This window comes from Bacterioplanoides pacificum (assembly GCF_042648445.1).
Classification (GTDB): Bacteria; Pseudomonadota; Gammaproteobacteria; order Pseudomonadales; family Oceanobacteraceae; genus Bacterioplanoides; species Bacterioplanoides pacificum.
This window is the reverse complement of sequence record NZ_JBHRYB010000014.1, coordinates 18,628-39,511: the sequence shown is the minus strand read 5'-3', so window position 1 is coordinate 39,511 and position 20,884 is coordinate 18,628. Positions and strand designations below refer to the sequence as shown.

General features: G+C 54.1%; 18 protein-coding genes. 12 read left to right on the top strand and 6 right to left on the bottom strand.

Annotated elements, in window-relative coordinates; genetic code table 11:
- Nucleotides 1-21 precede the first annotated feature (21 nt).
- The 8 genes from aroQ (at nt 22) to ACFOMG_RS14175 (ending at nt 9,948) form a co-directional block, all read left to right on the top strand.
- The gene (gene aroQ, locus ACFOMG_RS14210) at nt 22-486 is read left to right on the top strand and encodes a type II 3-dehydroquinate dehydratase (RefSeq protein ID WP_376867556.1); all 465 of its coding nucleotides are present in this window, start codon (nt 22-24) and stop codon (nt 484-486) included.
- Nucleotide 487: 1 nt separating this feature from the next.
- Nucleotides 488-1,378: a 50S ribosomal protein L11 methyltransferase gene (prmA, locus tag ACFOMG_RS14205; protein WP_376867554.1), complete on the top strand. Its 891-nt coding sequence runs from the start codon at nt 488-490 to the stop codon at nt 1,376-1,378.
- Between the two features lie 27 nt (nt 1,379-1,405).
- The gene (locus ACFOMG_RS14200; RefSeq protein WP_376867552.1) at nt 1,406-2,665 is read left to right on the top strand and encodes a DUF3426 domain-containing protein; all 1,260 of its coding nucleotides are present in this window, start codon (nt 1,406-1,408) and stop codon (nt 2,663-2,665) included.
- Between the two features lie 126 nt (nt 2,666-2,791).
- Nucleotides 2,792-3,793, top strand: a complete 1,002-nt coding sequence (gene dusB / locus ACFOMG_RS14195; protein ID WP_376867550.1) for a tRNA dihydrouridine synthase DusB — start codon at nt 2,792-2,794, stop codon at nt 3,791-3,793.
- Nucleotides 3,790-4,104 carry a DNA-binding transcriptional regulator Fis gene (fis, locus tag ACFOMG_RS14190; protein ID WP_376867549.1) on the top strand — a complete coding sequence of 105 codons (315 nt, stop codon included), beginning with the start codon at nt 3,790-3,792 and terminating at the stop codon, nt 4,102-4,104. Before dusB ends, fis begins: the two co-directional genes overlap by 4 nt.
- A 68-nt stretch (nt 4,105-4,172) precedes the next feature.
- Nucleotides 4,173-5,804: a bifunctional phosphoribosylaminoimidazolecarboxamide formyltransferase/IMP cyclohydrolase gene (gene purH / locus ACFOMG_RS14185; RefSeq protein WP_376867547.1), complete on the top strand. Its 1,632-nt coding sequence runs from the start codon at nt 4,173-4,175 to the stop codon at nt 5,802-5,804.
- A 475-nt stretch (nt 5,805-6,279) separates the two neighbouring features.
- Nucleotides 6,280-7,563, top strand: a complete 1,284-nt coding sequence (gene purD, locus ACFOMG_RS14180) for a phosphoribosylamine--glycine ligase (RefSeq protein ID WP_376867546.1) — start codon at nt 6,280-6,282, stop codon at nt 7,561-7,563.
- Nucleotides 7,564-7,611: 48 nt separating this feature from the next.
- On the top strand, nt 7,612-9,948 hold the full coding sequence (locus tag ACFOMG_RS14175; RefSeq protein ID WP_376867544.1) for a hybrid sensor histidine kinase/response regulator: 2,337 nt from the start codon (nt 7,612-7,614) through the stop codon (nt 9,946-9,948).
- Here ACFOMG_RS14175 and ACFOMG_RS14170 read toward each other — a convergent pair.
- Nucleotides 9,935-11,407 (bottom strand): AAA family ATPase, encoded by a 1,473-nt coding sequence (locus tag ACFOMG_RS14170; RefSeq protein WP_376867542.1) that lies wholly within the window; start codon nt 11,405-11,407, stop codon nt 9,935-9,937. The two genes, ACFOMG_RS14175 and ACFOMG_RS14170, sit on opposite strands and share 14 nt — an antisense overlap.
- A gap of 200 nt (nt 11,408-11,607) precedes the next feature.
- On the opposite strand from ACFOMG_RS14170, the gene coq7 reads away from it, so the two are divergent.
- Nucleotides 11,608-12,252: a 2-polyprenyl-3-methyl-6-methoxy-1,4-benzoquinone monooxygenase gene (gene coq7, locus ACFOMG_RS14165; RefSeq protein ID WP_376867541.1), complete on the top strand. Its 645-nt coding sequence runs from the start codon at nt 11,608-11,610 to the stop codon at nt 12,250-12,252.
- A gap of 160 nt (nt 12,253-12,412) precedes the next feature.
- A complete protein-coding gene (locus ACFOMG_RS14160; protein WP_376867538.1) occupies nt 12,413-12,643 on the top strand; it encodes a hypothetical protein in 231 nt (76 codons plus the stop codon).
- Nucleotides 12,644-12,722: 79 nt separating this feature from the next.
- Here the strand turns inward: ACFOMG_RS14160 and ilvN are convergent, their stop codons facing one another.
- Together ilvN and ACFOMG_RS14150 are read right to left on the bottom strand one after the other, a co-directional pair.
- Nucleotides 12,723-13,214, bottom strand: a complete 492-nt coding sequence (ilvN, locus tag ACFOMG_RS14155; protein ID WP_376867536.1) for an acetolactate synthase small subunit — start codon at nt 13,212-13,214, stop codon at nt 12,723-12,725.
- A 1-nt stretch (nt 13,215) separates the two neighbouring features.
- The gene (locus tag ACFOMG_RS14150) at nt 13,216-14,940 is read right to left on the bottom strand and encodes an acetolactate synthase 3 large subunit (protein ID WP_376867535.1); all 1,725 of its coding nucleotides are present in this window, start codon (nt 14,938-14,940) and stop codon (nt 13,216-13,218) included.
- Nucleotides 14,941-15,355: 415 nt separating this feature from the next.
- On the opposite strand from ACFOMG_RS14150, the gene ACFOMG_RS14145 reads away from it, so the two are divergent.
- Nucleotides 15,356-15,787, top strand: a complete 432-nt coding sequence (locus ACFOMG_RS14145) for a DUF4124 domain-containing protein (protein ID WP_376867533.1) — start codon at nt 15,356-15,358, stop codon at nt 15,785-15,787.
- Nucleotides 15,788-15,803: 16 nt separating this feature from the next.
- On the opposite strand, the gene pgeF is transcribed toward ACFOMG_RS14145, so the two are convergent.
- Both pgeF and rluD read right to left on the bottom strand, forming a co-directional pair.
- Entirely contained in the window at nt 15,804-16,544 is a 741-nt protein-coding gene (pgeF, locus tag ACFOMG_RS14140; RefSeq protein WP_376867531.1) for a peptidoglycan editing factor PgeF, read from the bottom strand.
- Nucleotides 16,531-17,499, bottom strand: coding sequence for a 23S rRNA pseudouridine(1911/1915/1917) synthase RluD (gene rluD, locus ACFOMG_RS14135; RefSeq protein ID WP_376867530.1), 969 nt, complete (start codon nt 17,497-17,499; stop codon nt 16,531-16,533). The genes pgeF and rluD overlap by 14 nt, the downstream gene beginning before the upstream one ends.
- A gap of 137 nt (nt 17,500-17,636) precedes the next feature.
- On the opposite strand from rluD, the gene ACFOMG_RS14130 reads away from it, so the two are divergent.
- A complete protein-coding gene (locus tag ACFOMG_RS14130; protein ID WP_376867528.1) occupies nt 17,637-18,509 on the top strand; it encodes an outer membrane protein assembly factor BamD in 873 nt (290 codons plus the stop codon).
- A gap of 750 nt (nt 18,510-19,259) precedes the next feature.
- Here ACFOMG_RS14130 and ACFOMG_RS14125 read toward each other — a convergent pair.
- A complete protein-coding gene (locus tag ACFOMG_RS14125; RefSeq protein WP_376867525.1) occupies nt 19,260-20,876 on the bottom strand; it encodes an NAD+ synthase in 1,617 nt (538 codons plus the stop codon).
- Nucleotides 20,877-20,884 lie beyond the last annotated feature (8 nt).

Genomic DNA, 20,884 nt, shown 5'->3' with positions numbered 1-20,884 from the left:
TCCTTTCGGAAACCTCGGCGCATGGCAAACATACTGGTATTACAAGGGCCAAACCTGAACCTGCTCGGCAGTCGCGAGCCGGAGATTTACGGTGCAGCCACGCTGGCCGATATCGAACAAAAACTGCAACAGCAGGCCAGTCAGCAGGGTCATCGGCTGGAACAGCTGCAGAGTAATGCCGAACACGTATTGATCGATCGCATTCACGCCGCCCGTCTGGATGGCACAGATTTCATCCTGATTAACCCGGCGGCGTTTACCCACACCAGTGTTGCAATCCGTGACGCACTGGCCGGAGTAGCGATCCCGTTTATCGAAATTCATATTTCCAATGTGCACGCCCGCGAATCCTTCCGTCAGCACTCTTATTTATCAGACCTGGCGGTCGGTGTGATTTGTGGCCTCGGCGTTCAGGGGTATGAGCTGGCGTTACAGGCAGCCCTGGCACAACTGGAAACAACCTCATTGAACACCCATAAGGCCTGAGATGTCCTGGATTCAGATTCGTATTCACGCGCAACGTGCGCAGGTAAATTCCGTCGAAGATACATTGCTGGCGCTGGGAGCATTGTCCGTCACCATGCAGGATGATGCCGATCAGCCCATCCTCGAGCCCGAGCTGGGTACTAACCCGATCTGGGACAACACCCAGATCATTGGCTTATTTGACGCCAACCAGAACAGTGAAGAATTATTGCAGCGCCTTAGCCAGGCTTATGAACAGCTCAGTGGTGATGCATTGCCGCAATACAAACTGGAAATTCTGGAGGATAAAGACTGGGTTCGCGCCTGGATGGAAGATTATCATCCGATGCAGTTTGGTCAGCGTCTGTGGGTTTGTCCAAGCTGGCAAAAGCCGCCGCAACCGGACGCCGTCAACCTGATGCTCGACCCGGGCCTGGCATTTGGCACCGGTACCCACCCAACCACCGACCTGTGCCTGCAATTCCTCGATGCTGAGGTAGAAGGTGATGAACTGGTGGTCGACTACGGCTGTGGCAGCGGTATTCTTGGTATTGCAGCCTTATTATTGGGCGCCCGCAAAATGGTCGGAGTGGATATTGACCCGCAGGCGTTAACCGCCACCCGCGACAACGCTGGCCGCAACCAGATTGATGAGTCACTGTTTGATGTCTATCTGCCGGCCAGCACACCGGTGGTGGAAGCCGATATCATGGTAGCCAATATTCTCGCCGGACCATTACAAAGCCTGGCACCCGATATCGCCCGCCTGACCCGCAGTGGTGGTAAGCTGGCATTATCCGGTTTATTGGCCGAACAGGCGGAAGAAGTTGCTGCCTGTTACAGCCAGTGGTACGACATGCAGCCACCCAAACAACTGGGCGACTGGGTATTGTTAACCGGTGTTAAACGCTAATTAAGGATGCTTGAGTAAGGAACCACCATGGCCGTACACGTAACACGTTGCCCCCATTGCCGCACCACTTTCCGGGTACGGGACGAGCACCTGAAGGTTGCTAATGGTGCTGTACGTTGTGGTTCCTGTCTGCAGGTGTTTAAAGCAGCAGATCATTTTGTCAGTGAAGATCAGTTGCAACAGGAAGCTGCTCCTGCAACGCCAGCCTCTTCCTCTCAGAAGCAGGATGACGTTCTGATCCACGATGGCATGGATGACGATACACTGATCCATGACGACATGGATGATGATGACCTGATTCATGACGATATGGACAACGACGATGTCCCGGATGAAATCAGCGACGATCCGATGTTTGATTTTGGCATTCGCGCGCCGGATAAACTCGATCGCCCGGCGCCACGCAGTGATCTGGAAATCGACTCGTCGATTTTTGACCTTAAGGATGCCAGCAGTGATACGCTGGACCTGCTTGATCCGAACGCCGACACCAGCGCCCGCTCCGGTCTGGATCCGGATGAAGCCTGGGCCGATGCGCTGCTGGACGACGATGATGGCGATGTATCACTGGGTGGTCTGAATCTCAGCGACAGCAGCGATTTTTCCGCGCCCGACCACAACGACGACGAATTCAGTCATTTTAAAGCCGGTGCCGAAGAAGACGATTTTGACGGTTTTGCCGATCAGGACGACAGCTTCCACCTGGGCAACGACGACCTCGGCAGCGAAGCCACCGAAATTAACGTCGCCAGTGCCATCACCGAGTTACAGGAAGATCCGCTGGAATTCCGTCAGCCCGGCAGCGGCCGCTCCTTTGCCTGGGGCTGGGCACTGGCCGCGTTACTGATGATACTGATCGCAGCAGCTCAGGCGCTGTATTTTAAATTCGACGAATGGTCACGCACACCACAATGGCGGGGCTTTTACGGCATGGTTTGCACCCAGCTTAACTGCCAGTTACCTGCCATTCAGAATCTGCGCCAAATGACGACCCAGCATCTGGTGGTACGCAGCCACCCGAAACTCCAGAAAGCACTGGTTGTCGACACACTGCTGCAGAATCAGGCCGACTATGCCCAGCCATTCCCGGATCTGGAACTGGTGTTCAGCGATCTGAACGACAACGTGGTTGCCAGCCGGCGCTTTTTACCGGCGGAATACCTGTCAGGAGAACTGGCAGGACAAAAGCTGATGCCCAGCTATACCCCCATTCATGTAGCACTGGAAATTGTCGATCCTGGCCCGGAAGCGGTGAGTTATGCTATTCGTTTACGAAGCAATCAATAACTGCAGGCTGATTAACAAAATTTTGCTAAGCGAAGTCCCTCACCCCCTTTATTCATGAGGGGGTTATGAGTATCATACCGCGACTTTTTCGTCGCACACTTTTTGATCAGTTCTAAACGGTTACCCATGCCCGCTATCGGCCCTTATACGTTACCCAATCCGGTGGTTCTGGCACCGATGGCAGGCGTCACAGATCGTCCCTTCCGACAGTTATGCCGCCAGCTTGGCGCCGGACTGGTCGTCGGTGAGATGGTGGCGGCTAACCCGGAACTGCGTCATACCCGCAAGTCCCAGCTACGGCTCGACCACACCGGCGAACCTGAACCCATCGCGGTTCAGATTGTTGGCGGCGATCCGCAGACACTGGCGGAATGTGCTCAGTTTAACGTCGCTAATGGCGCCCAGATTATTGATATCAATATGGGCTGTCCGGCAAAAAAGGTCTGCAACAAGGCTGCAGGCTCTGCGTTACTGAAAGATGAAGGTCTGGTGAAAGAGATCTTACAGGCGGTTGTGGGTGCAGTGGATGTACCGGTCAGCCTGAAGATCCGTACCGGCTGGTCTCCCGAACATCGCAATGGTGTCACCATTGCTCAGCTTGCTCAGGACGCCGGCATTGTATCCCTGGCGGTGCATGGCCGCACCCGTGCCTGTGGTTACAAAAACACCGTCGAATACAACACCATTCGCGATATCAAGCGCAATATTGATATCCCGGTGTTTGCCAACGGTGACATCACCAGTGCCGAAAAAGCAGCTGAGGTCATGCAATACACCGGTGCCGATGGTGTGTTAATTGGCCGGGCCGCTCAGGGAAGACCCTGGATTTTCCGTGAGGTCAGTCATTTTCTGGCCACCGGCGAACACCTGCCTGCGGCAGACATCAACGAAATTGAACAGATTTTGTTAACCCATTTAGATGCCCTGCACGAGTTTTACGGCGACTATCTGGGAGTGCGGATTGCCCGCAAACACGTTGGCTGGTATCTGCAGCATCAGCACAACGGCGGCACTGACTTATACAAAAAGCAGCGCCAACAATTCAATGCTCTGGAAACGGCAACAGAACAACGCCAGGCCATTGAAGCATTTTTTAAGGAATATGACAGTGAGGGACAAGCAGCATGAACACAGAAGCATTAATTAGGAAGGTTGACACCGTGACCGATTCATCTGATCTACAAAACAACTTACGCGCACCATCAGAATCCACTCAGACATTGCGCGACAGTGTAGAAAAGGCCCTGCAAAATTATTTTGACCACCTCGACGGCCAGCCCGTGGTTGACCTTTACGACATGGTACTGTCGGAAGTAGAAGCACCGCTGCTGGAAACCGTGATGAAGTACACCCGGGATAACCAGACCAAAGCCTCTATTGTGCTGGGGCTGAACCGCGGCACCCTGCGTAAGAAGTTAAAACAGTACGGTATGCTGTAAGCATTTTTCACTTTCTCAAGCGGCTTCTGCCGCTTTTTCTTTTTAAATGAGCTACAAAACCTGACCATATGAGCAACTTCATTCCTGCAAACGAAACTCCAGCGGACATCACTCCGGTTCGTCGCGCCCTGATCAGCGTGTCTGACAAAAACGGCATCGTCGAATTTGCCCAGGCCCTGCATGCTGCGGGTGTGGAAATTCTGTCTACCGGCGGTACCTACAAACTGCTGCTCGATAACCAGATTCCGGCGGTAGAAGTGTCTGACTACACCGGCTTCCCGGAAATGATGGACGGCCGCGTTAAAACCCTGCACCCGAAAATTCACGGCGGTGTGCTGGGCCGTCGCGGTCAGGATGATGAAGTCATGAACGAGCACGGTATTAACCCGATTGACCTGGTTGTGGTGAACCTCTATCCATTTGCCGCCACCGTGGCTAAAGAAGACTGTCACCTGCCACTGGCGATTGAAAACATCGATATCGGCGGCCCGACCATGGTACGCTCTGCCGCGAAAAACCATGCTTATGTTGGTATTGTGGTTAACACCTCTGATTACAGCAAAGTGCTGGACGACCTGAACAACCATAACGGCCTGCAGTACAAAACCCGTTTTAATCTGGCATTAAAAGCGTTCGAGCACACCTCCAGCTATGACGGCATGATTGCCAACTACCTGGGTACTATCGATCAGGATGCAGAAACCTTAAGCACCGATAACCGCAAAGATTTCCCGCAGACTTACAACAGCCAGTTCATCAAAGCGCAGGACATGCGTTACGGTGAAAACCCGCATCAGAAAGCGGCGTTCTACGTTGAAGCGGAACCGGCGGAAGCCTCCATTGCCACCGCGAAACAGCTGCAGGGCAAAGAACTGTCTTATAACAACGTGGCCGACACCGATGCGGCGCTGGAATGTGTTAAGTCGTTTGTTAAACCGGCTTGTGTGATTGTTAAGCATGCCAACCCATGTGGTGTGGCGGTAGTACCGGAAGATGAAGGGGGTATCCGTAAGGCCTACGACCTGGCGTTCGAAACCGATACTGAATCCGCCTTTGGTGGCATCATCGCTTTCAACCGCGAACTGGATGCCGAAACGGCGAGCGCCATCGTTGAGCGTCAGTTTGTTGAAGTGATCATCGCACCCAAAGTCAGCGCAGAAGCCGTTGAAATTGTTGCCGCTAAGAAAAACGTGCGCCTGCTGGAATGTGGCGAGTGGCCGGCTGAACGCCCACAGGCGTTCGATTACAAACGCGTTAACGGTGGTCTGCTGGTTCAGGATCGTGACAACGGCATGATCAGCACCGACGACCTGAAAGTGGTCACCAAACGTGCGCCGACCGAAGCCGAGTTACACGACCTGATCTTCAGCTGGAAAGTGGCTAAGTTCGTAAAATCGAACGCCATCGTTTACGGCAAGAACCGTCAGACCGTCGGCGTGGGCGCTGGCCAGATGAGCCGGGTCAACTCGGCGCGTATCGCTGCGATTAAAGCAGAACATGCCGGTCTGCAGGTTGAAGGTGCGGTAATGGCATCCGACGCCTTCTTCCCGTTCCGTGACGGTATCGATAACGCCGCCAAAGCCGGCATTAAAGCGATTATCCAGCCGGGTGGCTCGATTCGTGATGAAGAAGTGATTGCCGCTGCCGACGAAGCTGGCATCGCCATGGTATTTACCGGCATGCGCCACTTCCGTCATTAAAAAATAATTTGTAGGAGCGGCCCTGTTCGCGAGCGGATATATGTCGGGGACAAGGTCCCCTCCTACTTAACGAATGTGTATTTATACCGCAGGAGCGGACCCTGTCCGCGACCAGATATATGTCGGGGACAAGGTCCCCTCCTACTTAACGAATGTGTATTTATACCGCAGGAGCGGACCCTATCCGCGACCAGATATATGTCGGGGACAAGGCCCCTCCTGCTTAACGAATGTGTATTTATGCCGTAGGAGCGGACCCTGTCCGCGACCAGATATATGTCGGGGACAAGGCCCTTCCTGCTTAACGAATGTGTATTTATGCCGTAGGAGCGGACCCTGTCCGCGAGCGGATATATGTCGGGGACAAGGTCCCCTCCTACTTAACAAATGTGTATGTATACCGTAGGAGCGGACCCTGTCCGCGAGCGGATGCTTAATTCGCGGACAGGGTCCGCCCCTACATGAAGGATATATTATGAAAGTTTTAGTAATCGGCTCCGGCGGTCGCGAACACGCCTTAGCGTGGAAAGCACTGCAATCGCCACTGGTTGAAAAAGTATTCGTCGCCCCCGGTAACGCCGGTACGGCGCGCGAAGACAACATGGAAAACGTCGCCATCGACGTAATGGCGTTCGATGAACTGGAAGCGTTCGCCAAAAACAACGACATCGGCCTGACCATTGTTGGTCCGGAAGCTCCTCTGGTCGATGGCCTGGTTGATCAATTCACAGCCGCAGGCCTGAAAGCCTTCGGCCCGGACAAAGGCGCGGCTCAGCTGGAAGGCTCTAAAGCCTTCACCAAAGATTTCCTGGCCCGCCAGAACATCCCCACCGCGGAATACCAGAACTTCACCGATGTGGAACCGGCGCTGGCGTATCTGCAGGAAAAAGGTGCACCAATCGTGGTTAAAGCCGACGGTCTGGCGGCTGGCAAAGGTGTGATTGTTGCGGAGACGCTGGAACAAGCCGAAGAAGCCGTAAAAGACATGCTGTCAGGTAACGCCTTTGGTGACGCTGGCTGCCGGGTGGTGATTGAAGAATTCCTGACCGGCGAAGAAGCCTCTTTCATCGTCATGGTAGATGGTAAAAACATCCTGCCAATGGCCACCAGCCAGGATCACAAGCGTGTCGGCGATGGCGATACCGGCCCGAACACCGGCGGTATGGGCGCATATTCCCCGGCTCCGGTTGTCACCCCGGAAATTCACGACCGCATTATGGCAGAAGTGATTCGTCCGACCGTTGATGGCATGGCCGCTGAAGGCAACGACTACACCGGCTTCCTGTACGCAGGTCTGATGATTGATGAATCCGGCGCGCCTAAAGTTATCGAATACAACTGCCGTTTCGGTGACCCGGAAACCCAGCCTATTATGCTGCGGATGCAATCCGATTTAGTCGCTCATTGTTTAGCCGCACTGGAAGGCAAGCTGGATCAGGAAACCACTCAGTGGGATCCCCGCGCCTCTTTAGGTGTGGTGCTGGCAGCGGGTGGTTATCCGGCGGATTACCGTAAAGGGGATGTGATCAGCCTGCCTGCCGACGACGGCACAGACCGCAAAGTATTCCACGCCGGCACCCAACTGGATGGCGACAATGTCGTCACCGCCGGTGGTCGTGTATTATGTGCCACAGCGTTGGGCAACAGCGTCAGTGAAGCACAGCAGCAGGCGTATCAGCTGGCAGCACAGGTTGACTGGCAGGACGTGTTCTATCGCAAAGATATCGGTTACCGTGCGGTAGCCCGCGAGCAACAATAAGCCGTCAGGCAGCCGCTGCACACAGTCAGAAAGAACGGAGAGTCAAGGATGAAGCTGTACCCTTCCTGCCAAGGAATGATGTCTTTCTGGCTGCTGTTATTGTTAACGCTCTGCTGCACCAGCCAGGCAGCGATCAGCCCGGTGCTGGTGCCTAATGAGTCGTTCGATTTTGGCGTCACACCGTATGTCTCTGTCTACGAAGACACCAGCGGCGAGCTGACCATTGATGACATGCTCAGTCCCGAACAGCAATTGCGTTTTACCCCCAGTCACAGTGACAAACTGAAATTCGGGGTAACGCGGTCGACCTACTGGCTGCGCATCAGCATCAGTAATCCTTATATTGAGCCGCGCAAAGCGGTGCTCAGTTTGTCCAATCCGGACCTCGGCCAGGTGTCACTGTATGACATCAGTAATATCAATAAACCCCAGATTTACAACAGCAAAACCCGCAATCGTATTGGCGGCTATCTGCAAGCCTACCCGTTTTTATTAACCGTACCCGCCGACACCACCGACAGTTACCTGATCCGGGTACGCTCTAATGCCAGTATCAATACCGAGCTGCGCCTCGCCAGTCTCGACTTCTACCTGTTCAATGAGCAGTGGGACTACATCATCCAGGGCCTGATGCTGGGCTGGGTGCTGGCGACCTTGTTGTTTTTCCTGTACCTGTTTTATCAACAGAAAATCCGCTTTGCCGCCCTGGCGGCCATTTATTGCCTTTGCGTATTGATTTATTTACCCACCTGGACCGGTTTACTGGGAATGGTTGCCGACATCAGCAGCGAGCGCATGACTCGCGTTGGCTTTCTGTTTGTGGTGTTATCCGTCGTGGCTCATATTGGCATCAGCTACCAGCTCGGCTGGTCTAACCGCCGCATTCGTCAGCTGCTGATGGCCATCGGAGTCGCTTACCTGCTGATCAACAGTTATCTGCTGGCCAGCGTGGACACCGGCCTGCAAATACTGATTGCTTCTGGTCTGGCAGTTTATTCACTGCTGATCTCCGTGTTATTGCTGCTGGGCCGCAGCCGTCAGCGTACCGCACAACGACGCATGGCCTATGGCGGTGTATTGTTTACCCTGACCTTGTTATTAACCCTGCTGACCATTCAGAACCTGTTGTCACTGGAGTTCCTGCACGACTGGGCCATCCTGATTCTGCCGGCCACCATTATCACCAGCCTGGTCGCCGCCGCCGTCAGTATTTCCTCCCAGCGCATCAAGCCACAAACCTCGCTGGAACAGGAACTGACGGTCACACCACAGATGTTGTCGCATATTACGCACGAGCTTCGCTCCCCCATCAATGGGGTGATTGGCATGGGGGAACTGCTCAATGACACGCCTCTGAGCCAGAACCAGCGTGAATTCCTCGATACCATCACCCAGGCCGGTTATGACATGTTACACGTCGTGAATCAGGTATCCGATCTGGGCAAAGTCCGTGGCAGCCAGCTGGAACTGGACATGCAGCCGGTGGCTGTCCGTACCCTGATCAACGACACCCTGCGGCATTTTCAGCAGGAAGCCGTGCGCAAACACATCGAACTGGTCAATGACGTCGACGAAGCCGTACCACAACGAATGCTGGCCGATAAAGACCATCTGAAGTCGATGTTACACACCCTGATCAACCATGCCCTGGCGTATACCGAGCACGGCGAACTGGCGTTAACCTGCAAGCTGTATCAGACCCCCAGCACCTCCGGCCTGACACTGCAGCTGCGCCTGACCGGCCATCTGGCGCGTCATGAAGAACTGCGTCAGGCACTGGCAACCCTGCAGTATCAGCAGCCACTTATTCCCCGGGATTACAGCAAGCTGTGGTACATGCTGGTATTACGCCAGGTGATGAAACGTATGAAAGCCAGCCTGGAGCTGGAAAGTTTCACCATACATGGAGCTTCGATGTCGCTTTATATGCCGTTACAGGCGGACAACAGCATTCAGGATGAACATTATGATGACAGCCTGATTGGCGAGCGTATTCTGATCGTTGAAGACAATGCGTCGGTACGCAGCGTACTGGAAAAACAGGTCACCCGCTGGGGGATGCGACCGGAGAGCACTTACAGTGGCAAAGAAGCGCTGGCCATGATGCGCACACAATGCCGCATTAATGAACCCTACACCTTCGTTATCATCGACCATGATATGCCACTGATGAATGGTCTGCAGCTGTCGGAGCGCCTGCTCAGTGACAGCGAAATCAGCCATAAACCGGCGCGGCTGATGTTAACCGGCATGAACATCAGTTACGTCCGCGACGAATCACTGGATGCCGGCATCCAGATGCTGTTATCCAAGCCCGCCGATCCGGAACAGTTACGGCAGGCGCTGTTATCACTGCGTGAACCCGTCAGGGTTAGTCAGCACTGACGGCCCGGCCACGCGCCCAGCTGCGCAAGCTGTTCAGCTGCTCGGCCATGGTGACCGACAACGGCTGGGTACGCTGAATCTCACGCATCAGGGTTTCCGTACTGATGCCATCGCCGTCATCCAGACTGCGTACCGCATGCCAGGCCGACACCACCGCCTGCTCAAGTTCAGCACCGGAAAATCCGGCACTGAGCTGAGCCAGCAGCGGCATATCAAAACGCTGGGGTTGCAGGCCGCGCTTTTCCATATGCAGCGTCAGAATTGCTTCGCGTACTTCGGCATCCGGCAGGTCAACAAAAAATAACTCATCCAGCCGCCCTTTACGCATCAGCTCCGGTGGTAAGGCGTGGATATTATTGGCCGTTGCAACCACAAACACCTGGGCTTCACGTTCAGCCATCCAGGTTAATAACGTGCCTAATAAGCGCTGACTGACACCAGCGTCGTTGCTGTCCTGGCCCAGACCCTTTTCCACTTCATCCATCCACACCACACAGGGTGCCATGGTTTCTGCCAGCTTCAGCGCCTCCCGCAGGTTGCGTTCGGTTTCGCCAAAAAACTTGTTATACAAAGACGCAAAATCCAGCCGTAACAAGGGCACCCCCCAGGAGCCGGCCACAGCTTTGGCTGCCAGACTTTTGCCACTGCCCTGCACACCAAATAACATCAGCCCGCGAGGCCGGTCAGCACTGTCCTGTAAAAACGGCTGGCGACGCTGCTCCAGCCAGCTTTTCATGATATTCAGCCCGGCCACGTCGCCAAAACGAGCGGTGTCGTATTCAAAACTCATGACACCTTCCATATCCAGCAATGCCATTTTGGCTTTGCTGACTTCCGGAACGTCATCCTGTGTAATGGCACCATCGTCAACAATGACACCACGCACCAGACGGCGGGCATCAGAAAACGTCAGGCCGCGTAAATTCGCCACAATCTGCTGCAGCGTTGCGGCATCCGTTTTTACTTTACGGCCACTGTGCTTGGCATAACGTTGCGCTTCTTCTTTCACCAGTGATAACAGCTGGCTCTCATCCGGCAACTGCAGATCAAAGCTCATCGCCAGACGCTGCAACTCCGGCGGAGCTTCGAGGCGGTGGCTGAGTAATACCAGAGTTTTGCCGAAACGCTCATGCTGCAATGCAATATCTTTGATCAGCCGCACGACCAGCGGCTCTTCCAGAAACGGATGCAGATCGCAGAATACAAATAAGCCGCCCTGTTCCCGGGCCTTGATTTGCTTTAAGGCATCAACCGGCTGAAAGGTTTCGCTGCCGCTGACATCTTCACCAAATCCCAAACGCCGTAAGCCTTCGGTTAAGCTCCACTGCTGCAACGCCAGGCCACGTTTGATGGCCACCCGGGTTAACAGCTCCAGCACCCGGGTTTCTTCGTGAGATTCCACCAGTAACAATGGTGTGTTGCGGTCGAGCATGAGCCCCAGATCGTGTAAATCCTGCATTCTGTTATCCTGCTTATGCACTGATTAACGCACTATATCACGGCCGTTCGGGGACAGACCCCCTCCAACAACCGCCTCATTTTTACCTCTGCATACGTGGCATGCAAATCCTGTTTACGATCATTGCCGCAGCAATTAATTATGCAAGCCCACACTGAATTCCGTAAAATGACCACAACCGTTATGAAGAAGTGATTGTTATGACAACCCGCCGCTATTCACTGTTCGATAAACTGATTCACAATGCCGATCAGGCACTGCGTACTCTGGTGCCCGGAGCCGCCACAGAAGAACGTCCGTCACCCGCGCAACAACGCGACTACCACGAACTCAGCGACCATGAAAAACAACACGCAGCAGGGCTGATGCGCATTAACCACAGCGGTGAAGTCTGCGCCCAGGCGCTGTACCAGGGCCAGGCGCTGACTGCGAAGTTGCCGCAAGTACGGGATGCGATGGAAGAAGCGGCGCGGGAAGAAGTCGACCATCTGGTTTGGTGTGAACAACGCATCAACGAACTGGGTAGTCATACCAGTTACCTCAATCCACTGTTTTATGGCTTGTCGTTCGGTATTGGTGCACTGGCCGGCAAAGTCAGCGATAAAGTCAGCCTCGGGTTTGTTGCCGCCACCGAAGAACAGGTGTGTAAACATTTAGCTGAACATATCGGCAGCCTGCCGGTGCAGGATGAAAAAAGCAAAGCCGTGTTATTACAGATGCTTGAAGACGAAGCTAAACACGCCACCGTCGCCCTGGAAGCCGGTGGCCATAAGTTCCCGTTACCAGTCAAACTGGCCATGACCGGTTTATCCAAAGTCATGACTCAATCCACCTACCGTCTCTGATCGGTCATCATTGTCTGTTTTGGTGCACTCTGCTGCACCAAAGCCGCTCAGATCAGGGATTTATAAGTTGCTCTGCAAACAGACGCTTTCTGAGTTAGCACAGGCAAAAACGCTGCTTCAGCGGTAAGCTAACCTGTGTTAACCGGCTAAGGAACACACCGTGGGAAAAATGAATCTGCTCAACCGCATCCGGCGTTTTTATAATATTCCGGAGCACAATCCGGACATTGCCTGGACCCGCAGCAAAACCTATCAGAGACGCCTGGAGCAGGTAAAAATCGGCTGGATCATTACCGGCCTGCTCATGCTGATCAGCGGCAGTACCGCGGTTTCTATTGTGATTGGCAGCTTTTCGTTATTTATGACCCTGGGGTTTCTTGAACGCGATTAAAATTTACCGGGCTGCCACCCGACACAAAAAAAGCCGGGCTGCCCCTCAAAGGCAACCCGGCTTTTTTATTACCGCAACGTTACAGGCTTAACACCTTCTCGCCCCGGGAGATACCCGATACACCGGTACGTACGGTTTCCAGTACCGAACCGGCACCCAGCGTCTCGATAAAGGCTTCCAGCTTTTCACTGGTACCCGTCAGCTGAATGGTATACACATTGGCCGTTACATCAACGATCTGACCACGGAAAATATCCGCTGTGCGTTTAATTTCCGCCCGCTGAGCACCCACAGCTTTTACCTTAATCAGCATCAGCTCACGTTCGATATGAGGACCTTCGGACAGGTCGACCAGCTTCACCACTTCAATCAGTTTGTTCAGCTGCTTGGTGATCTGCTCAATCTTACGATCGTCGCCGATGGTGGTCATGGTCAGGCGCGACAAAGTGTCGTCTTCTGTTGGTGCCACCGTCAGGGTTTCAATGTTGTAACCACGCTGGGCAAACAAACCCACCACACGCGCCAGTGCACCCGGCTCGTTTTCCAGCAGAATTGAAATAATATGTCTCATATCAGGTACGCTCCGTCTTGCTCAGCCACATATCACGCATGGAACCGGTTGGTACCTGCATTGGGTAAACGTGTTCCGTTTCATCAACAGCAACATCAAGGAACACAAGACGGTTTTTGTATTTGTTAAAGGTATCATCCAGCGCCTGAGGTAACTCATCACGCTCTTTAACCTGAATACCGACATGGCCGTAAGCTTCCACCAGCTTCACGAAGTCCGGCAGGGACTCCATATAAGAATGAGAATGACGACCTTCGTAATTCATATCCTGCCACTGACGTACCATACCCAGCGAACCGTTATTCAGGCAGACAATTTTTACCGGAATGCCGTACTGCAGACAGGTAGACAACTCCTGAATATTCATCTGGATGGAGCCTTCACCGGTGACACACACCACCATTTCATCCTGGAAATTCAGCTTCACGCCCATCGCCGCCGGGAAACCAAAACCCATGGTGCCCAGGCCACCGGAATTGATCCAGCGATTCGGTTTGTCGAACTTATAATACTGTGCGGCAAACATCTGGTGCTGGCCGACATCGGAGGTCACGTAAGCGTCGCCATTTGTGGCCTGCCATAAGGCTTCAATCACTTCCTGCGGTTTCATCAGGCCGTTATCGTTTTTCTCATAACGCATGCCATGACGCTGACGCCAGTCGTTGATTTGTTTCCACCAGGATTCCATCGCCGCTTCATCCGGCTTGTCGTCACCTTCATCCAGCAACGCGAGCATTTCATCCAGTACACTGCCAACCGGACCCACGATAGGTACATGGGCATCGATGGTTTTTGAAATCGACGATGGGTCGATATCAATATGCACAATGGTGGCATCCGGACAGAATTTGGTTGTGGCATTAGTAACCCGGTCGTCGAAACGGGCACCCACCGCCAGTACCACATCAGCGTGATGCATCGCCATATTGGCTTCGTAAGTACCGTGCATCCCCAGCATACCGAGGAAACGCTCACCGGTACCCGGGTAAGCACCCAGCCCCATCAAGGTGTTGGTACAAGGGAAATTCAGCCGATCCACCAGCGTACGCAGCTTATCGGAGCTGCCATCAATAACCACACCACCACCGGAATAAACCACCGGGCGTTTGGCTTTGGTCAGAATCTCGACCGCCTTTTTAATCTGGCCGGCATGACCGCGTTGTGGCGGCGTATAAGAACGCAGTTTGATTTTTTTCGGATAGACATATTCATAGCGCTCGTTTGGCATGGTCATGTCTTTCGGAATATCAATCAGTACCGGACCCGGACGGCCGGTGCTGGCAATATGAAACGCTTTGGCAACGATCTCCGGAATCTCTTCCGGGCGTTTTACCGCAAAGCTGTGTTTAACCACCGGACGAGAAATGCCCAGCATATCGGTTTCCTGGAAAGCGTCATCGCCCACCAGATGGCTCATTACCTGACCAGAGATAACGACCATAGGAATCGAATCGGTAAAAGCAGTCGCGATACCGGTTACTGTGTTGGTTGCCCCCGGGCCGGAAGTGACCATCACCACGCCGGCTTTGCCGGTCGCACGGGCATAGCCATCAGCCATATGAGCAGCGGCTTGCTCGTGACGGACCAGTACGTGTTTGACGGCGCTTTGTTTATAGACTGCATCGTACACGTGCAGCAATGAGCCGCCCGGGTAACCATAAATGTATTCAACGCCTGACTCATGCAGTGCGCGAACCAACATATCTCCGCCGGAAAGTAATTCCACCGTACTTATCCTCATTCACAAGCTCTAAAAAGAGCATGGGTAAAAATGTTTAACTGTGCGATATTGAGCCATGTACAACTGAGGCTCCCTCAGGCTGGATGCACAATTTTTTAATTGTTCATCAGTACTCGTTGCCTGGTCGAGGACGTCGAGGCTGAACTGGGTCGGAGGATAACCGCACCAGGGGCTGTAACCGTTGTTCACCAGAACCGGGGGTATTGGTAAAGGCCGCAACAACAGAAGCGCGCTAATTCTAGCATTCCCGCTATAATTGTCCACTGCAAAAACCGCAAAAAACCTTGACAAATCATACGGTTTAAATAACGTTGAGTGAACGCTCAGCGGTCATACCATGGTATATATCCAGAGCAACAATTTAACCGGAAAATATGACTGATTTTGGTCCGAGGCTTACATGCGCATTGTTTTAGTTTTCATCTCTCTGGCGGCCCTGCTGCACATAGGTACCGCCGCCGCCAAGGTTTATAAATGGACCGATGAAAACGGCCAGGTGCATTTCAGCTCCCAGCCTCCCCGCGGCACAGACAACGACGTTTACCAGCTGCGGCTGGACAAAGTACCCACTCCACCCGCTCCGGCAGCCGAAAAAACAGCGGAGAAAAAAAGCGCGATCGACAGCGATGACAGTGTCGAGCTGAAACCGGAAATTGATCCGAAAGTCGCCAGCCAGTATTGCCAGCAGGCGAAACAGGCAAAGCAACAATTGTCAGAAAATTTCAGCCGTCGCTACAAACAGGATGACGGCAGCGTGCGGCCATTCACTGACAAAGAACGCGCCGATATGATGAAACGCGCCGACGACGCGATCAAAAGTTACTGCAAATAACGCCCTCTCAGACGCGCTATTTTTCAATCCATATCAGGCTGGCCATACGGCCGGTCTGGCCGTTGCCCTGCCGACAGGCATGACGGTAAGAATAAAAGCGCTGCACCTCACTGACAGTACAAAACCCGCCGCCATAAATATCAGATACGCCCGCCGCCGCCAGTGCTTCTCGCGCCAGCTGATAAATATCCGCTAACAGACGATCGCCATTACCGGCAACAAAACAAGCGTCGCTTGCCCAGCAAAAGATATCGCGCAGTTCCGGGCCCACTTCGAAGTGGGCGGCACCAATCGCCGGCCCCAGATAAACCGTTACCGGCCCCGGGAAATGTTGCAGAGAACGTTCGATAATGCCATTCGCCAGCCCACGCCAGCCAGCGTGCACCGCCGCCACCTGTGAGCCATCGTGAGCGGCAATCAACAGCGGCAAACAATCCGCTGTCAGCACACAACAGGCCAGGCCAGGCTCCCGGCTGAAACAGGCATCAGCATCCGCTAACACAGTACCACCGTAAGCCGGTACCACACGATTACTGTGCGTCTGGTTCAGCCATTGCAGCGCCCGGACAGCGGGTAACTGACGCAACAGACGTTGGCGGTTGTGACGCACAGCCCGAGGGTCATCGCCGACATGGAGCGCCAGGTTGTTGCCGTCAAAAGGGGGCTGAGAAACCCCAGGCCAGCGGCTGGTAATAACGGCTCCGACACCCGCTGGTAACGGCCATTGCGGCTGGATCAGGCCATCAGAATTCGTCACCCTGTTCCTCTTCATCCTCTGCCAGTGCATCTAATAACTGTTCAAAATCTTGTGGCAGTTCGACTTCCCACTCACAATATTCCTCCGTTGCCGGATGCAGCAGCCCCAGTTGCCGGGCGTGTAATGCCTGGCGCTTAAAATTCTGCAACACAGTGCGCAATTCCGGCGTCACACCTTTGCTTAGCCGGGTACGACCGGCGTACGCCGGGTCTCCCACCAACGGATGGGCAATGTGCGCCATATGCACCCGAATCTGATGGGTGCGTCCGGTTTCCAGTTTGCAGCGAATATAGGTATGGGTCGGGAATTTGTGCAACACCCGGTAATGCGTCACCGCCTCTTTACCCAGCGGGTTTACCGCCATTTTGGTGCGTTGAGTACCATGCCGGCCGATCGGTTCTTCCACCGTACCACCGCCGGTCATAACCCCCTGTACCACGGCTTCGTATTCACGCCCCATACTGCGGTCCTGCAGTTGTGCCACCAGATGACCCTGGGCCTGCAGGGTTTTGGCCACCACCATCAGACCAGTAGTGTCCTTATCCAGCCGGTGGACGATACCGGCGCGCGGCAGGTTAGCCAGCTGAGGGTCGTGGTGTAACAAAGCATTCAGCAGAGTACCGGTTGGATTACCCGCCGCCGGATGCACCACCAGCCCGGCCGGTTTGTTGATCACCAGAATGTGATCATCTTCGTAAATGATATCCAGCGGAATATCTTCCGGCTGCCAGTCACCTTCGGCTTCCAGTTCGGTTTCCAGTACCAGGGTTTCACCACCGATCAGCTTATCGCGACCGCGCCAGCAAGCACCATCAACAGTCAGCTGACCGTCTTTGATCCATTGTTGCAGGCGCGAACGGGAAAAATCCGGAAATAATTGTGCGGCCACCTGATCGAGGCGCTTGTTCCCCAGTTCCAGTGGGACTTCAACGGTTTGACTAATCTGATTGGACATAAGACTCGGTTCAGTGCAGTCACCCTTCTTTACGCAATTAAACCCTGTGCCGGTAAGGCACTTATTGGGACGCGGTGGCGACTGTGTTTTAATACGGCGTTTGACCTCCAGTATATCGATAATCAGGAACAGTCTCCATGAAGTCGCTTGCCCCCAAATTGTTCGGGCTGTCTCAGTCATCCGCCCGCCAGCTTATTCTGGCTGGATTATTGTCGTTGCTGGCCGCCTGTTCCAGCAATCCGGGCAAGCCTGACGAGCTGACGGAAAAAGAATATTATCAGCAGGCGACCGAAGCGCTGGAAGACAACAACTTCCTGGTGGCCGTGGAAAAATTACGTGAGCTGGAATCGCGCTACCCCTTTGGCCAATACGCCGAGCAGGCGCAGCTGGAATTAATTTACGCCCAGTATCAGACCGGCGACATGGATGCCGTACTGGCTTCGACCGAACGTTTTATTCGTCTGCACCCGTTGCATGAACAGGTTGATTACGCTTATTACATGCGTGGTCTGGCAACCTACGATCTGGGGTTTTCTTTTGTTGAGCGTTACCTGCCCCATGAACTGGCGCGTCGTGATCAGCAGCCACTGCAGGATGCCTTTAACTATTTTGCCGAATTATTAACCCGCTTCCCCGACAGCCCGTACAACGCCGACGCGCGTGCGCGTATGGTGTACCTTAATGATCGTATGGCCTCATACCAGCTGGGGGTGGCGCAATATTATATGAAGCGTCATGCCTATATGGCCGCGGCTAACCGGGCCAATCAGATTGTGATGAATTATCAGAAAACCTCTGCCGTGGCTGATGCACTGGCATTACAGACAGAGGCGTATCAACTGTTGGGACTGGATGACAAGGCCAACCAGGCGTTGGCGTTACTGAGCCTGAATTACCCACAACATCCACAACTGGAAGATGGCGAATTTAAAAGCAGCGGCCTGATCTGGGTGGACCGCCGCTCGCTACTGAATGTGATTTCCTTCGGGCTGCTGGATTCTAAAGAATAGCGCCGAGCCTGGCTGCCATCATGCACCTGAGCTGGATTGATCGCGAACAGGGTTCGCTCCCACGGGAATACTTGCTGCAGGAGGGGACCCTGTCCCCGACCGGGATTAATCGCGAACAGGGTTCGCTCCCACGGAAATACTTACTGTAGGAGGGGACCCTGTCCCCGACCGGGATTGATCGCGAACAGGGTTCACTCCCACGGGAATACTTATTGTAGGAGGGGACCCTGTCCCCGACCGGGATTAATCGCGAACAGGGTTTACTCCCACGGAAATACTTACTGTAGGAGGGGACCCTGTCCCCGACCGGGATTGATCGCGAGCAAGGTTCGCTCCCACGGAAATACTTGCTGTAGGAGGGGACCCTATCCCCGACCGGGATTGATCGCGAACAGGTTCGCTCCCACGGGAATACTTGCTGTGGGAGGGGACCCTGTCCCCGATCAGGATTAATCGCGAACAAGGTTCGCTCCCACGGAGATACTTGCTGCATGAGGGGACCCTGTCCCCGACCTGGATTAATCGCGAACAGGGTTCGCTCCTACGGAGGTACTTGCTGTAGGAGGGGACCCTGTCCCCGACCGGGATTGATCGCGAACAAGGTTCACTCCCACGGAGATACTTGCTGCATGAGGGGACCCTGTCCCCGTTCAGGATTAATCGCGAACAAGGTTCGCTCCCACGGAGGTACTTGCTGTGGGAGGGGACCCTGTCCCCGATCAGCTTCACTCCTGGCGCTACCAATGGCGTTCAGATTCCGGCTTGCCAGCCATTAGTCACCGGATAACGGCGGTCGCGCCCGAAGCCACGCTGAGTTACCCGCACCCCAATCGGCGCCTGACGCCGCTTGTATTCATTGATATCCACCAGCCGTAATACACGCAATACATCCGCACGCTCGAAGCCGGCCGCGATAATGCTGTCGGCACTCATATCCTGTTCGATATAACGTTCCAGAATGGCATCCAATACGTCATAAGGAGGCAGGCTGTCTTCATCTTTCTGATCCGGTGCCAACTCCGCCGATGGCGGACGATCAATCACCCGCTGCGGAATGGTATAACCTAGCGTATTGCGGTACTCAGCCAACTCAAATACCCGGGTTTTATAAACGTCTTTCAGTGCGCTGTAACCGCCGACCATATCGCCGTATAACGTGGCGTAGCCAACTGCCATTTCGCTTTTATTACCGGTGGTCAGCACCATATAACCGGTTTTATTAGACACCGCCATCAGCAACACACCGCGACAACGCGCCTGTAAATTTTCTTCGGTAGTATCACGCGGTAAACCGTCGAACTGCGGTGCCAGTGCTGCCATAAAGGCGTTGTACATAGGTTCAATCGAAACCGATTCGTAAGCGACCCCCATCCGTTCGGCCTGCTCTGCGGCATCGGCTTTACTCATATCGGAGGTATAAGCAAACGGCATCATGATGGCTTTAACCCGCTCAGGACCAATCGCATCCGCGGCAATTGCCAGTGTCAGCGCCGAATCAATCCCACCCGACAAGCCCAGCACCACCCCTTTAAAACCGTTTTTATTAACGTAATCCCGCACCCCCAGCACCAGAGCATCGTACAACGACGCCAGCTCAGACGTCGCACTGAGCGGCGGCAACGGGCAACTCAGCTGAGTGTCCCACAGCAGCTGAGCACTGTCGGGCTGGTAAGCCGCCAGCTGATGCACCAGCGTGCCATCCGCTGCCACCGCAAACGAGCGGCCATCAAACACCAGCTCATCCTGCCCGCCAACCTGATTGACGTATAACAGCGGTACGTTTAACGCGCGTACATGCTGCTGAATCAACTCAATCCGCTGCTGTTGTTTTTCCTGATGGAAGGGAGAGGCATTCAGGTTCAGTATCATTTCTGCCCCCGCAGCCACACTCTGTTCTGCCGGGCCCTGATGCCAGATATCCTCGCACACCGTCAGCCCGAATCGGCGACCTTTGAGAGTTACCACACAAGGCTGGTCGCCGGCGGCAAAATAGCGTTTTTCGTCAAATACCTGATAGTTGGGTAAACATTGCTTGGCATAACGCCCCAGACATTCCCCCTGATAGTACAGCGCCGCACAGTTCAGTAACCGGCCCTGCTCTTGCCAGGGAAAACCCAGCGCCAGAGCAATATCCTGAGAAACCGGTAACAGCTGTTGCAGCGCCGCTTCCACACGCAATTGCAGACTCGGGCGTAACAACAGATCTTCCGGTGGATAACCGGTCAGCGCCAGCTCACTGAAAACAATCAGCTCGCTGCCCTGATCGGCAGCCTGGCGAGCGGCAGCAATCATTTTTTCAGTATTGCCGGCAATATCACCAACCACAAAATTCAGCTGGCTAAGGGTAATACGCATGGATTCTGGCATGGATGTCT